Below are 13,759 nucleotides of genomic sequence, written 5' to 3' on the forward strand. Positions count from 1 at the left end.
CACAAGATAGAGGGAAGAAACCATGGCGGAAAGGAAATATGAAATGATTAAAAATGCGATAAAGAAAGAACTTCAGTCCGGAGCGCTGCAACCTGGCGAAAAATTGCCTTCCATCCGCTCGCTGTCCGCCAGGTTTGCCTGCAACAAAAACACGGTGATCCGCGCTTACCAAGAGCTTGAAAAAGAACATTTGATTTATTCTGTTCCCAAAAGCGGTTACTATTCCATCCGCCGCCCCGGAGTGCCCGACGAGGATGAAGCTGCGGAATTCGTCGATTTTTCGTCAGCCAATCCGGATCCGGAAATCATGCCATACAAAGATTTTCAACATTGCCTGAACCGTGCCATTAAACTGTATCAGGATGAACTCTTCACCTATTCCGATCCACAGGGGTTTTTGTCTTTGCGCAAAGAATTGGTCAAACATCTGGCGGATTATCAGATTTTCACCCGTCCGGAACAGGTTTCGATTGTCTCCGGATCCCAGCAAGCCCTGAATTTGTTGGCCATGATGCCTTTCCCCAACGGAAAAAATGTGATTTTGGTGGAACAGCCAACCTATCATGGGATGATTCGGATTATTGATGCACTCGGTTTAACAGCCATTGGCATCCGGCGAACCAAAAAAGGGATTGATCTTGATGAGTTGGAACGCCATTTCCGTAACAATCAGATTAAGTTTTTCTATACCATGCCGCGTTTTCACAACCCGCTTGGCACCAGTTATGACCAGGAAGTGAAAAAGCAGATCGCTAAACTGGCTGCAAAATATGATGTCTACATTGTGGAGGACGATTATTTGCTGGACTTGGAAACGGATCCCAAGAACGACCCGTTTTCAGTTATGATTTGTCCGGTCATACCATTTATCTGAAAAGCTTTTCCAAAGTCATGTTGCCGGGGCTGAGGATGGGGGCGATCCTTCTTCCGCCCATTCTGACAGAAAGCTTCCGCCTGTTTAAATCCGCCTGTGACATCAGTTCGGCCACACTGTCCCAAGCCGCTTTGGAAATCTATTTAAAATGCGGCATGTATTCCCGTCACACCGCGTCGATGCGCAATCTTTACCAAAAACGGATGAAAATTCTAAAAGAAGTGTGTAATCTGCATCTTCCCCCGGAGATGAACGTAGCCGCGGAAACAGGCGGCATTTTCGGGCAATTGGATCTCCCAAAGCAACTGCCGGCCAAAGAATGGATTGCCTGCTTGAGGCAACACCACATCCTTGTCTCATCCATTGACCATTGTTTCCTGAAAACCTTCCCGAAAGTGAACGGATTCCGGTTAAGCATCATACAAACCGACAAAACTCAAATTGAAAAAGGCATTCGCGTGATGGGAGAACTGTACAAAAAACAGTTGAAATCCAAATCAAGCGCCTTCCCGCACAAAACGGTGATTCATTGGATATGACAGAAAAAACACGAAAAAATGATTGACATTGACGCATACGTCAAGGTGTACAGTGAAGATGCCAGGAGGTGAAATCATGGAATACACCGTGCAGAAATTGGCCCGGTTGGCCGGAGTCAGCACACGGACCCTTCGTTACTATGATGAGATCGGAATCTTGAAACCTGCACGGATCAATTCATCCGGGTACCGAATTTACGGCCCGAAAGAAGTGGACCGTCTGCAGCAAATTTTGTTTTACAAGGAGCTCGGGGTGAAACTGGATGTCATTAAAGAGATCATCACGTCCCCGGACTATGACGGGCTCAAAGCGCTACACGAACACCGTCGGCAACTGATGCAAAAACGGGAACATCTGGACCGTTTGATTGCCAATGTGGAAAAAACCATTGATGCGATGGAGGGGAGAGGAACCATGACGGATCAAGAGAAATTTGAAGCTTTCAAAAAACGGATGGTTGAAGAAAATGAAGAAAAGTACGGGGAAGAGATCCGAGAAAAATATGGAGACGAGGTGGTCAATCGCTCCAATGAAAAACTGCTTCGGATGACCAAAGAAGAGTACGAAAAAATGCAACGTTTGAATGATGAGATTTTTGAAACGCTGACCCGGGCTTATCAGCAGAGAGACCCGGCCGGGGATCTGGCCCAAAAAGCGGCGGATCTGCATAAACAATGGCTGATGTTTTCTTGGAGTGATTACAGCAAGGAAGCTCATGCCAACCTTGCGCAAATGTATGTGGTTGATGAACGTTTTAAAGCCTACTATGAGAAGGAACCGGGGATGACCGAGTTCTTGAGAGACGCCATTTTCATCTATACCGGCATGCACAAAGTATAAAGGATGCAAGCCCGTCATGACACATCCCGATGACCAACGGATTCCGGCTGGATCATCGGGATGTTTTTCAGTAATCGTTTATGAAGTGGCATAAACTTCTTTTCTCAGGTCTTTTCGAATCAAATCATCATAGGTTTCGCGTTCAATCACGACACGCGGTGTTCCGTTTTTGACAAAAACGACGGCCGGCCGGGGAAGGCGGTTATAGTTGCTTGCCATTGAATATCCGTAGGCGCCGGTGGAAAAGATGGCCAACAGGTCATTGCTGCTGACTTTCGGCAAACAAATATCCTGAATTAAAAGATCGCCTGATTCACAACACTTTCCGGCAATGGTGACCGTCTCTTCCAAAGCGGCATCCGCTTTGTTGGCCAAAACGGCATGATATTTGGCTTGGTAAAGAGCGGGGCGGATGTTGTCCGTCATGCCGCCGTCAATGGAAACATATTTGCAGATTCCAGGAATTTGCTTGATGGCGCCGATCCGGTAAATCGTGATGCCGGCGTTTCCCACAATGCTGCGCCCGGGTTCCACCCATATTTCCGGGATGTTCAATCCACGTTCATTCCATGCTTTTTTCACTTCTTCCGTGATGGCTTGTACATAATTTTCAATCGGAAGCGGCCTGTCTTCATCGGTATATTGAATCCCAAACCCGCCGCCGACATTTAAAACTTTTGCTTCATAGCCGGTTTCGGCGCGGATCTCATCCAGATGCTTCCGAATCATTTGAATCGATTGAATAAACCCTTCCGTTTCGAAAATTTGCGATCCGATGTGGACATGAACCCCCAGCAATTCATAACAGGGTTTGGCCAACGCCCGTTTTACCGCCATCAATGATTGCCCGTGTTTGACACTGAAGCCGAATTTGGAATTTTCCTGGCCGGTGGTAATGTATTCATGCGTATGGACTTCAATGCCGGGGGTCAATCGGAGCAAAATTTTCACGTTTTTCCGGTACGCTTCGGCCAAGTCATGAAGCATCTCCAGTTCAAAAAAGTTATCGACGACAAAACAGCCGATGTTTGCCTCCAGAGCCATCCGGAGCTCTGCTTCCGATTTGTTGTTCCCGTGAAAATGAATGCGCTCTGCAGGAAAACCGGCCTGAAGAGCCGTATAAAGTTCACCGCCGGAGACGACATCCAGCGAAAGGTTTTCTTCATGAGCCAATTCCGCCATGGCCAGGCAACTGAACGCTTTACTGGCATAGGCCACTTGGTGGGGACAACCGCTTTTTTGAAAAGCCAGCAAAAAACGCCTTGCATTTTGGCGGATTTGCATTTCATCATACACAAACAGCGGCGTGCCGAATTGTTCTGCCAGTTCGACCGTGTCACATCCGCCGATTTCCAAATGGCCGGAATCGTTTATCCTCAAGTGATGCAAAAACATATAAAAAAACCTCCTAATCAACTGGTGTTAGGAGAGACAGGCAAGGGCAGAATCCCCATCCGTGAGACGGGTCGATATTTCACCACACCATAACCATTTCTCCTAAAGATAGCGCACCACACGATTCAAGAGAAGTGAACCGTGTGACAGTCCCGTTCCTGTTCGGAGACGGGCCCAGCCTGCTTGCCCAGAGAAACAAACAGACTTCGGCGGCTTTTCCTTTCCTTCACAGTCATCGGCATCTCTGTACCTCGCGGGAAGTAATCATAAAAGCCGCAACCTCTACCTCATCACTAGTTATGATGAGGTTTTTTTCAATATGATTTTTATTGGTGATTTTAATTACGTTCCAGTATAAAGGAAAGGACACATGAATTGCAAGGAATTGTTCAGATCTTTACAAATTAAAAATGAAAAAAGGATTTTTTAGGCATAATGATAAGATAAGAAACCAAAAAAAGGTGATCGGATGAAGCTCAAATCCAAATTGCAAACCCCGATGGCGGCAGCGTGGATCGGGTTGGTCAGCAATATTGCCCTGACCATTTTGAAACTGATGGTCGGCTTTCTGTTTCAAAGCCCTTCCCTGATTGCCGACGGCTTTCACAATTTGGCCGATATCGCGGCATCCGGCGCCACCTTGGGCTCCATGCGGATTTCCAAGATGCCGGCCGACCGGGAGCATCCTTACGGCCACGGGAAAGCGGAAGTAATCGCTTCCGGCATGGTCGCAATTGTGTTGCTTTTGATTTCCCTGTTTATGATTTATGAATCCGTTGCTGCCCTGTTTGAGCCGTTTGTCGAAGCGCATGTCCTTTCCTTGCTTGCCGCCGTGATTTCGCTGATTTGGAAACAAATTCTTTATGTCTATACCATCAAAATTGGAAAAAGGGTAAACAGCAAGGGATTAATCGCAACCGCATATGACCATTTGTCGGATGTTTACGCTTCCCTTGCCGCCGTGGTCGGGATTGGTCTGGCATTATGGGGACAGCACCAGTCGGTTCCTTTTGCGGAATACGGCGATCCGTTGGCTGGCATCGTCGTTTCTTTCCTGATTTTGCGCGTTGCCATCCATATGGGGAAAGAAGCCGTCGATATTTTAATGGAGCGAAACATCCCGGAAGAAGAGTTGAAGATTTACCGTGAATTGATCCTGAAAGTGGATGGTGTCAAGCGGATTGATCAATTGCGGGGCCGGGAACACGGCCATTACCGTTTGATCGATGTCCGAGTCGGGGTGCCTGCGGATTTGACCGTCAAAGAGGGGCATGATATTGCTTCGTGGGTCAAAGAAACATTGATGAATGAATTCCAGGAAATCCAAGAAGTCTTTGTGCACGTCAATCCCTGGCAACCGCCGGAACCGTAAATTTTTCAAAGAGGACACTAGAAAGGAGAATAAAGATTCGATATACATAATAATGGGAGTGACACGGGAGGAGGGATCCGGACGATTCATTACGATTTCCATCTGACAAGGAGCGATTATTGGCTGGACAGTCAAAAAAAGCCGATCGGAATCGGGGAATGGCAACAAGTTGTGGAAAAAGACGAGGAAATGAAACTGGTCAATGCCGTCGAATTAAAAACCGTCACCGGCGAAGTGATCAAGCTTGAAAACGAAGGACTTTCTTTATGGACCAACCCCGAAAACGGGGATATGACTTATTTTACATATCGCGACGGGCGGATCTCGGTGAAAAGCCCGGCCGACGGCAAATTGCAGTACCAGGTATTGCGCAAAATGAAGCAACTGGCTGAAGCATTGGAAGCCAATGTTCAAGGGGATGATGGTGAACTTTATTAACAATTCAGTGTCGCTCCCCGGAACATAAAATTCATCAAAAAAAGAAGCACTTCGGTTTGTAAGTGCTTCTTTTTTAATGCTTTTTACAACTATAAATCACATAATCTCTTCTTCACAGCAGTTTTCAAGACTATCGAAAGTAATTTTTTTTGCTCCAACTTATGATTAATATTAAGTTTATAAAATTAATAAATGAATGAGAAAAAACCGCTATACAACAAGTTGAGAAGTAATTTTGACTAATAAGCAATTCAGTGGGCTTATATTGACCAAAGAAGGGTTTTAGAAAAAAATAAAGAAATATAATTATATAAAAATAAAATTATTATTAAAAATATTAGTTATTTACTGAGTGCAGGAGGGAGCATATTGGATAATTATATATTAACAGAGTATAAAGCTGGGATTCATGCCAGTGAAATTAAGATTCATATCTACCGTATGCCGGTTAAAGACTTGGAAAAAATTGATTATGAGTATGGGAAATATACTCGTGATTTAAGACAAAAGAACCGCAAAACAATATCTTTTTATCGTTCGTTAATTGGTTCATTCGAAAAACTAACTATTGTACCAAAAGGTTATGAGAAATATGAATATCGCTCCATTAAACTGGACCAATCGGAAGAAAGCTTACAAGAAAGAAAATTATTGGAAAGATTGATTTTCGATGGATTAAGGGATTCAAACCGTAATCATTTTATGTCAACAGAGCAAAGTATTATTGAAAAGGAACCGATAAAATCTCTCTCCAAATGTAAAATTCATCGTGGAATATATATTGATATTACTGTAAAGGAGAAAGGTGACATCTTCATTGGCTTTGAACTAAAACACTCCATTCAGTCTACTCATACCATTATAAAAGCTTTAAAGGAAAAGAAACTTAACAAGGGTGACAAGGTATTTGATTTTTTGAATAGTGCACATTATGAGTTTGAGGGTATTTCTGACAAGACTATCAGTGATCCTCTACCGGAATTGGGTAATAAGAGTATCATTCAACATTATAAAACTAAACCAAGTATATATTGCCATTTAGTTAAGAAGCCAAATATGCCAGCTATCCTTGTTCGATCTAAATCAGGCAAAGTGTATCCTTATCCGCCTCAATTATTAAAAAAAGAATGCTTGATGAAAGACGTCCCCGCAAAAGAACATTCCTCTATTAAACTAAATCCTAATGACAAAATAAATTACTCCATAGAAATAATGAAAAGGATTATTGATGCCTTTGAAAATCGATATTTTCCAATTGGTTTTGAAAAAAACAATTTGAATATCGCCAAGTTAGGGTATCGTCGTCGTCTTGTGCCAGATCCACTGCTTCGTATTGGAAATGGTGCCACGTGTAACCATCGGGACTTAAAAGGAGCTTTTCTAAGGCATAAAATATATGATTCAGTTTCTTCGCCTATTTATTATCAACTTTTGCTCGATCAGCCATTTGAAAGAGAGTGGCAGAAAAAGATGTCCGAAGCGTTCATAACCAAAATGGAAAATAGATCAAGACAATGGGGAATTAAATTACAATGTACAGGTAATCAAATTCTCCCCACTTCTAATCCTTACGCTCTTAGGCTTCATTTGAAAGATATCAATTTAGACACTGATATCATATCTGTAGTTCTTCTTGATGAAACAAAACAAGAAGGAGAAGAGGTTTATTCTACCATAAAAAAAGAATTAGGAGGAACTCGTGGAGCTCATACCCAAGTCATTCTTATTGATTCATTGAAAAATGAATATACGATCCCACAGATTCTCTTAGGAATTTATACAAAAGCAGGATTGCAACCTTGGGTATTACATCAGCCATTACATGCAGATTGTTATGTTGGTTATGATGTAAGCCATGAAAATGGCCGACATACCACGGGAATTGTTCAGGTGTTCGGCAAAGATGGCAGCCAAATCTTCTCTCAACCTATTTCTTCTGCAGAAGCGGGAGAAAAAGTCAGTAAGGAAACCATTCAAACTATGGTAATTCATGTTCTATATTATTATCAAAAGAAAGTTGGAAAAATGCCTCAACATATTGTTTTTCATCGGGATGGCAGGGGATATGTGGAGGAAATTGACTGGATCAAAGATATATTATCCAATCGAGATCTCACGAATGGCCAATCAATTGCTTTTGATTACATTTCGGTGATTAAAGAATGTGGTCGGAGAATGGCATATTTTGATGATATAAAAAAGAAATACGTCAATGTTCCTGGAATTGCCTATCTTGATGACAATGCCCAAAAGGCTTATCTTTGCTCGACGAATCCATATGAAAAGGTTGGGATGTCGAAACCTATAAAAATAGTAAAGAAAATAGGAGAAATGACACTGGAACAAATTGTAGAAGATATCTATCATTTGTCATTCATGAACATTCATACCGATCGCAAAGTACGTTTACCGGTGACAACGAACTATGCTGATAAAAGTTCCACTTTCTTCAGCAGGGGTTATTTATCTTCTCAAAAAAAAGGGATTGGATTTGTGTAAAATGGATATAATTTTTTTAAAAGCCCTCTCTATTACTGAGAGGGCTTTTTTCTTACATAAAATAACCACTACTAATCAAGTTGGAATTTCAATTAATCCTATCTTCACGCAACCGTTTTGGTTGCTTCTTTTTTTGTTTTGTCCATGGATGAAAGCGCGACGCCGGCGATGATCAAAAATGCCCCCGGATAGAAGTTCCATGTGAGTTTCTCATTTAACAGCCAGGCTCCGAGCAGGGTACCGACTACAGGCTGGCAAAAGAAAAACAGGGACCCGACGGAGGCGTCGATATATTCAAATCCCTTGTTCCATAAATAAAAAGCAAGAGCAGTCGAAATGATTCCCAAATATAAGATGCCCAGCCATATCCCCCAATCCGTCGGCCATGTCACTCCTTTGGCGTGCCATTCCCACCAACTGACGGGAAAGGTAAACAACACGCCAAAAAGGTTGGCCCAAAATGTCGCGGTGAGTGAAGAATATTTGAGCGTTTGCACCCGGCTCAATACGGTATAAAGTGCCCAAGTGACCGCGGCGCCAAACAAGATCAGATTGCCGGTGAAGGTGGAAGAGCCGGTTTCTGCTGGATAACCGATGACAAGGATCACCCCGACGGTTGCGATGATCAGCGCCGATCCTTTGCGAAAACCGGGTCTTTCACGCAACAGTTTCCAAGCGAAAACGGATATGAGTGCCGGGGAAGCGGAAGTAATCAGTGAGCCGAGGGAAGCCCCGGACAAATGCGTGCCGACAAATTGCAATCCAATGGAACCGGTATAACCGATCAATCCGATCAAGGCCATCTGTTTCACATCGCGGAGGTCAATTTTCCATTCGCGGGCCAAAAAAGCCCAAGCCCCCAACACGCACAAACCGATGACAAAACGCATCTCCAACAAAACCCAAGGAGGAACGGTATTTAAAACCACTTTGCTTATTACATACATTCCGCCCCAGATGGAAGCGGCGGCACTTAAGCAAAGGGGACCGAGCCACCATTTTTTCATCTTGCTTTCCTCCTGCCAAAAAACTCTGCCGGTTTGACTGCGGTCTCATTGTGGGAAGAAAGAATGTACAATATAATGGAAATCGAAACCATTCATCAATGTTTGGGTTCATCCACAAAGCGCACCCGGGACAACTGCTGTTTCACTTGTCCCCGGATCGCTTTCAGGTAAATTTGATACAGCTTGGCTTGTTCCTTTTTTTCTTCCTCTGTCAAACCCTGCGTTCTTTTTTTGCGGGCCAGTTCATTGATTCGCTGTATGAGTTGTTCATTGATCACTCCAATCACTCCTTCTTGTTCACTGTACCGAATTCAACGAAGTCTGGCAAGAATGTGAGAGGATGAGAAGAGAGATTTGCGATGAAAGCGATCATTTATGCGAGAGTCAGCACACAAAAAGAAGAACAGGAAACCAGCCTTAAAAGGCAAGTGGAAGTTTTGACCGAATGGGCAAAAATATTAAAAATGGATGTGTGTCAGGTGATTAAGGAGCAACACAGCGGGTTCGATTTAAACCGGCCGGGGTTGTATCAAATGTTTGAGACGATTAAAAAGGAGAAAGCAAACGCCATTTTGATCCAGGATGACACCCGCTTGGGACGGGGAGAAGCAAAATTGGCGATTATCCATCAGCTGGACCGTTCCGGTTGCCGCATCTATTCCAAACAGCATCAGGGCGAGTTGGAATTGGAAGCCGGGGAATCCACCGTGCTTGCCATCATCGCCAAAGTCGAAGAATTGCAACGGAAAATGATGAACCAGAAGATCAGTTGGGGAATGAGACGCGCCATCCGGGAGAAAGGATACAATCCGGCGAAAAATCTTAAGAACCAGGGAATGGGAGGAAGAGAACGGAAAGAACTTCCGGTGGAACAAATCGTGGCATTGAAAGAAAAAAATCTGACATTCGAAGAAATCGCCGCAACGTTGAAAGGTTTTGGCTATCCGGTTTCCCGCGCAACCGTTCACCGGCGATATCAAGAATGGAAAAATCAACAAGAAAAGATGGAGGAGTAACCATGGCTGAAGTCAATTTGGATATTTACAAAGAGTTGACACAAATCCCCGGCACTTCCGGCTTTGAACATGAAGTGCGCCAGTGGATGCGTTCTTACATAACCCCGTTGGCGGATGAAGTCCTGACCGATCGGTTGGGAGGCATTTTCGGAGTCAAAAAAGGAAACGCTCCGGACCCGAAAGTGTTGGTCGCCGGCCATATGGATGAAGTCGGGTTTATGATCACCAAAATCACTTCCAACGGATTTCTCAAATTTCAAACTCTGGGCGGATGGTGGTCACAAGTCATGCTTTCGCAACGTGTGGAAATTGTGACCCGCACCGGCAAACGAATCCCCGGTGTCATCGGTTCCACCCCGCCGCATCTGCTCAGTTTGGAACAACGCCGCAAACCGATGGAAATCTCCCAGATGTTTATCGATATCGGAGCCGACAGCGATGAAGAGGCAAAGAGCTGGGGAGTCAGAGTCGGGGACTTTGCGGTGCCGCATTGTGACTTTGTGGAAATGGAAGGCGGAAAACGCCTGTTGAGCAAAGCTTGGGACAATCGTTTGGGCTGCGGATTGGCGGTGGAATTGTTGCAAGAATTGCAAAACGAGAAGCACCCCAACACCTTGTATGCCGGCGCCACGGTGCAAGAGGAAGTCGGCACCCGGGGAGCGGCAACGGCTGCCAAAATGATTGATCCTGATGTCTTTTTTGCCGTGGATGTCGGTCCCGCCGGTGACACTCCCGGAGTGAAAGACGGGTTTGGCGAAATCGGAAAAGGGGTCGTGATCCGGATTTATGACCGCTCGATGATTCCGCTGCCGGCCATGCGGGACTTCTTGCTGGACACCGCGGAATCCAATGACATTCCATATCAATTCTTTGTCTCGCAAGGAGGGACGGATGCCGGACGCGTCCATCAAACCGGAATCGGAGTGCCGTCGGCCGCCATCGGGATTTGCGGACGCTACATTCATTCCAACATAACCATTGTCGATAAAGAGGACATCGCGGCAGCCAAAGAATTTGCCGTCAAACTGATCAAAAACCTTAACCGTTCCACATACCAATCTTTGCTTGCCTGAGAAAGGGAAGGGATGATGAGTCAAACCGCCATTTCCGAAGAACTGTTTTGCTTTTTGGATGGAAACGACTTGGAAGACAAAACACGGGAGGCCATGATGCTGCTTTCGGTCAGCGAAGACGGCTGGCCGCATGCTGCTATGGTCAGTGTGGGGGAAGTGGTTGCTTTAAACCATGAGGAATTGAGAATTGCCCTCTGGCCAAAGACCCATACCGTCGCCAATTTAAAACGAACCCAACAAGCAACCTTGGTCGCCGTCCACAAAGGAAAAGTGCACTATGTCCGGCTGGCGATCAAACCGCTGCCCGCCTTGAAGGATGACAAACACAACCGGGAGCGGTTTGCGGCCAAGGTGGTTTCCGTTAAAGAGGATACAGCCAAATACGCTGAGATTACTTCAGGCATCCGCTTTGATTTATATGATCCGGAATCCGTTGTCCGGCGGTGGACCGAAACGGTATCCGGGTTGAAGAAATAGAAGACCCACTTTCAGGGTCTTTTTTTATTAATCAATCTCTTGCGACAGGCTTTGAATCCAGTCCAATTCGAGCTCCGCCTGGGCTTTTTGGAAATCGATCACTTTCAATACATAAGGGTTTTGCACATGATCTTGTTCAACCTTCCGGTAGTATTCCAGTTTTTTTTGTAACACTTCCTGTCTGTTTTGCATAATTTCTTGTTGTATTTCCGGTTCCAACCGGTCAAATAATGCCACCCTGACTAAAAATTCGATTTGTCTTGCCGCCAGTTTACCCGGGAAGTCACAGATCATTTCCAGAAAGATTTCCTCCCCGGTTTCGGTCAAACAATAGACGTGGCGGTTTGGTTTTCCTTCTGACTGAATCACTTCTTTGGAAATGGCGCCCATTTCCACAAAACGGCGCAACGCGGGATACAACAAGTTGTTGTTGATTTCAAATTCATCGCCGAGTGCGTTTTGGATGTTGCGTTTGATTTCATAACCATGTTTGGGACCTGACATCAGTTCCCCCAAAATCAATATTTCTGCATACATGGACATCACCTTGATTTGAAATTTTTGCGAATCGCTCCGGCGTCATATTCTAAGTTAATTTATCATATGTTATCCTAACATAGGGAGGGATTTTCGTTGAGTGATACCAACAACACCATCATCGTTCCTGAAATTTCCAAACTCAAAACCAAAGAAGAGCAATGGGAGCCTTATGCATGGTACAAAGAAATGAGAGAAAACCATCCGGTATATTACGATGAAGAACAAGACGTATGGAATGTGTTTTTGTATGATCATGCCAAACGGGTCCTGTCCGATCATGAACTTTTCTCCAACGTAAAAACCAGAAGTTTGATCCCCACTCCCAGAACGGACAACCGGGCCAATATCAACTTTTGTGACCCGCCGGAACATCGCAAAAGACGTGCGCTGTTGGCCAAAGCTTTCACCCCCCGCAGCCTGGATTCATGGGAACCGCGGATCCAAGCCATTGTCAATGACTTGATTGCCGAAATGGAAAAACACGAAACGGTGGATATCGTGGAGAAACTGGCCGTTCCGTTACCCGTCACTGTCATTGCCGATCTGCTGGGGGTTCCCAACAAAGACTGGCGTTTGATCAAGCATTGGTCCGATATCTTGTTCCGTCCCTATGAAAAAGAACACTATGACGATATTGCCGAGAAAAAACAACAAGCTTTGAAAGAATTCCGCGAATACTTATATCCCATTGTGCAAGAAAAACGCAAAAACCCTGCTGATGACATCATTTCCGACCTGACCCGGGCCGAACTTCACGGCGAACGGTTAAGTGATGAAGAAGTTGTTGATTCCAGCAGAGGGTTGCTCGGTGCCGGTAATGAAACCACAACCATGCTCATTGCTAATATATTTTATTGCATGTTGTTCGATCAACCGGGGGTTTATCAAGAGTTGCGCGAGGATATCTCCCTTGTCCCCAATCTGATTGAAGAAGTGCTTCGTTTCCGCTTTCCGGCCTCCAATGACCGCCGGATCGTAAAAGACACCAATGTCTTCGGCCCTTTGATGAAGAAAGGGCAAATGATCATTGCATGGGCCGGATCGGCAAACCGGGATGAAGCCCAATTCGCCAATGCGGAAACCTTTGACATCCATCGTCCCAATAACAAGCAACACCTCACGTTCGGATCCGGACCGCATTTCTGCCTGGGGGCTCCGCTGGCCCGCATGGAAGCCAGAATTGCACTGACCACCTTTGTCCAAAGCTTTGCCGACATCCATCCGGTGGAAAACTTTAAATTAACCGATCATTTGATTGCTTCCGGTGTGGGACAGTCGTTGAAAAACTTGCCGATCCGCTTGGTAAAAGCATGACAACATTGATCATCGAACTCATCTCCTGACAGAAAACACCTTGAGTCCGTCTCAAGGTGTTTTCTTTTTACCTGAGATTGCAAAGCACAAAAGCCATGATATGATAGGGGGGATAGATAATACTTTGGAAAAGGGGTTATGTCATTGTTCCAAAACAGTTGGCTCTGGATTTTTGTCGGACTTTGCATTTTGTTCTCGTTGATCATCACGATCCGATTAGGGGTCAACCAGAGTCCGGAACAAAACCAAGGTTATGTCAAACGCCGCAGAAAAATCGTTTGGCTGCTTCTTTCGATTTATGTCGCAGCCGTTGTGGTTTGGGTTGCCTTTGTGTTCCCTTTTTTATTCTGACGACAAGAGGTGGGGGAATTTGG

15 protein-coding genes and 1 riboswitch are annotated in these 13,759 nt (G+C 44.9%); of the genes, 11 read left to right on the top strand and 4 right to left on the bottom strand.

Features of this window, described 5'->3' with window-relative positions; genetic code table 11:
* The first annotated feature begins 22 nt into the window (after positions 1-22).
* The 3 genes from FA954_RS13980 to FA954_RS07845 all read left to right on the top strand — a co-directional run bounded on the left by FA954_RS13980 (position 23) and on the right by FA954_RS07845 (position 2,254).
* Positions 23-874 carry an aminotransferase-like domain-containing protein gene (locus FA954_RS13980; RefSeq protein WP_280524648.1) on the top strand — a complete coding sequence of 284 codons (852 nt, stop codon included), beginning with the start codon at positions 23-25 and terminating at the stop codon, positions 872-874.
* 35 nt (positions 875-909) lie between these two features.
* Positions 910-1,413: an aminotransferase-like domain-containing protein gene (locus FA954_RS13985; RefSeq protein WP_280524649.1), complete on the top strand. Its 504-nt coding sequence runs from the start codon at positions 910-912 to the stop codon at positions 1,411-1,413.
* A gap of 76 nt (positions 1,414-1,489) precedes the next feature.
* A complete protein-coding gene (locus FA954_RS07845) occupies positions 1,490-2,254 on the top strand; it encodes a MerR family transcriptional regulator (RefSeq protein ID WP_138614981.1) in 765 nt (254 codons plus the stop codon).
* Positions 2,255-2,332: 78 nt separating this feature from the next.
* Here FA954_RS07845 and lysA read toward each other — a convergent pair whose 3' ends face one another.
* The gene (gene lysA / locus FA954_RS07850; RefSeq protein WP_138614982.1) at positions 2,333-3,649 is read right to left on the bottom strand and encodes a diaminopimelate decarboxylase; all 1,317 of its coding nucleotides are present in this window, start codon (positions 3,647-3,649) and stop codon (positions 2,333-2,335) included.
* A 101-nt stretch (positions 3,650-3,750) separates the two neighbouring features.
* A riboswitch (Lysine riboswitch) is annotated at positions 3,751-3,942 on the bottom strand.
* Between the two features lie 176 nt (positions 3,943-4,118).
* Here lysA and FA954_RS07855 point away from each other — a divergent pair.
* From FA954_RS07855 to FA954_RS07865, 3 genes are all read left to right on the top strand, one after another.
* Complete coding sequence (locus FA954_RS07855) at positions 4,119-5,021, top strand: cation diffusion facilitator family transporter (protein WP_138614983.1); 903 nt, start codon at positions 4,119-4,121, stop codon at positions 5,019-5,021.
* Positions 5,022-5,192: 171 nt separating this feature from the next.
* Positions 5,193-5,459 (top strand): hypothetical protein, encoded by a 267-nt coding sequence (locus FA954_RS07860; protein WP_049720107.1) that lies wholly within the window; start codon positions 5,193-5,195, stop codon positions 5,457-5,459.
* 369 nt (positions 5,460-5,828) lie between these two features.
* Positions 5,829-7,958 (top strand): Piwi domain-containing protein, encoded by a 2,130-nt coding sequence (locus tag FA954_RS07865; protein WP_121874085.1) that lies wholly within the window; start codon positions 5,829-5,831, stop codon positions 7,956-7,958.
* Positions 7,959-8,062: 104 nt separating this feature from the next.
* Here the strand turns inward: FA954_RS07865 and FA954_RS07870 are convergent, their stop codons facing one another.
* Both FA954_RS07870 and FA954_RS07875 read right to left on the bottom strand, forming a co-directional pair.
* The gene (locus FA954_RS07870; RefSeq protein WP_037994440.1) at positions 8,063-8,965 is read right to left on the bottom strand and encodes a DMT family transporter; all 903 of its coding nucleotides are present in this window, start codon (positions 8,963-8,965) and stop codon (positions 8,063-8,065) included.
* A 95-nt stretch (positions 8,966-9,060) separates the two neighbouring features.
* Positions 9,061-9,243, bottom strand: a complete 183-nt coding sequence (locus FA954_RS07875; RefSeq protein WP_037994442.1) for a DUF896 domain-containing protein — start codon at positions 9,241-9,243, stop codon at positions 9,061-9,063.
* A gap of 81 nt (positions 9,244-9,324) precedes the next feature.
* Here FA954_RS07875 and FA954_RS07880 point away from each other — a divergent pair, with 81 nt between their 5' ends.
* Genes FA954_RS07880 through FA954_RS07890 form a run of 3 tightly spaced genes read left to right on the top strand, consistent with a single transcriptional unit; the run spans position 9,325 to position 11,531 of the window.
* On the top strand, positions 9,325-9,981 hold the full coding sequence (locus FA954_RS07880) for a YneB family resolvase-like protein (protein WP_037994443.1): 657 nt from the start codon (positions 9,325-9,327) through the stop codon (positions 9,979-9,981).
* A gap of 2 nt (positions 9,982-9,983) precedes the next feature.
* The gene (locus FA954_RS07885) at positions 9,984-11,054 is read left to right on the top strand and encodes a M42 family metallopeptidase (RefSeq protein WP_037994444.1); all 1,071 of its coding nucleotides are present in this window, start codon (positions 9,984-9,986) and stop codon (positions 11,052-11,054) included.
* 12 nt (positions 11,055-11,066) lie between these two features.
* Positions 11,067-11,531, top strand: coding sequence for a pyridoxamine 5'-phosphate oxidase family protein (locus FA954_RS07890; RefSeq protein WP_037994446.1), 465 nt, complete (start codon positions 11,067-11,069; stop codon positions 11,529-11,531).
* 27 nt (positions 11,532-11,558) lie between these two features.
* Here FA954_RS07890 and FA954_RS07895 read toward each other — a convergent pair whose 3' ends face one another.
* Positions 11,559-12,068 carry a PadR family transcriptional regulator gene (locus tag FA954_RS07895; protein WP_037994448.1) on the bottom strand — a complete coding sequence of 170 codons (510 nt, stop codon included), beginning with the start codon at positions 12,066-12,068 and terminating at the stop codon, positions 11,559-11,561.
* A 96-nt stretch (positions 12,069-12,164) separates the two neighbouring features.
* Here FA954_RS07895 and FA954_RS07900 point away from each other — a divergent pair, with 96 nt between their 5' ends.
* Both FA954_RS07900 and FA954_RS13665 read left to right on the top strand, forming a co-directional pair.
* Positions 12,165-13,385, top strand: coding sequence for a cytochrome P450 (locus FA954_RS07900; protein WP_037994450.1), 1,221 nt, complete (start codon positions 12,165-12,167; stop codon positions 13,383-13,385).
* A gap of 144 nt (positions 13,386-13,529) precedes the next feature.
* Positions 13,530-13,736 carry a hypothetical protein gene (locus FA954_RS13665; RefSeq protein WP_165489744.1) on the top strand — a complete coding sequence of 69 codons (207 nt, stop codon included), beginning with the start codon at positions 13,530-13,532 and terminating at the stop codon, positions 13,734-13,736.
* The last annotated feature ends 23 nt before the right edge of the window (positions 13,737-13,759 follow it).

The sequence above is a fragment of the Thermoactinomyces vulgaris genome (genome assembly GCF_005886755.1).
In the GTDB taxonomy this organism is placed as follows: Bacteria; Bacillota; Bacilli; order Thermoactinomycetales; family Thermoactinomycetaceae; genus Thermoactinomyces; species Thermoactinomyces vulgaris.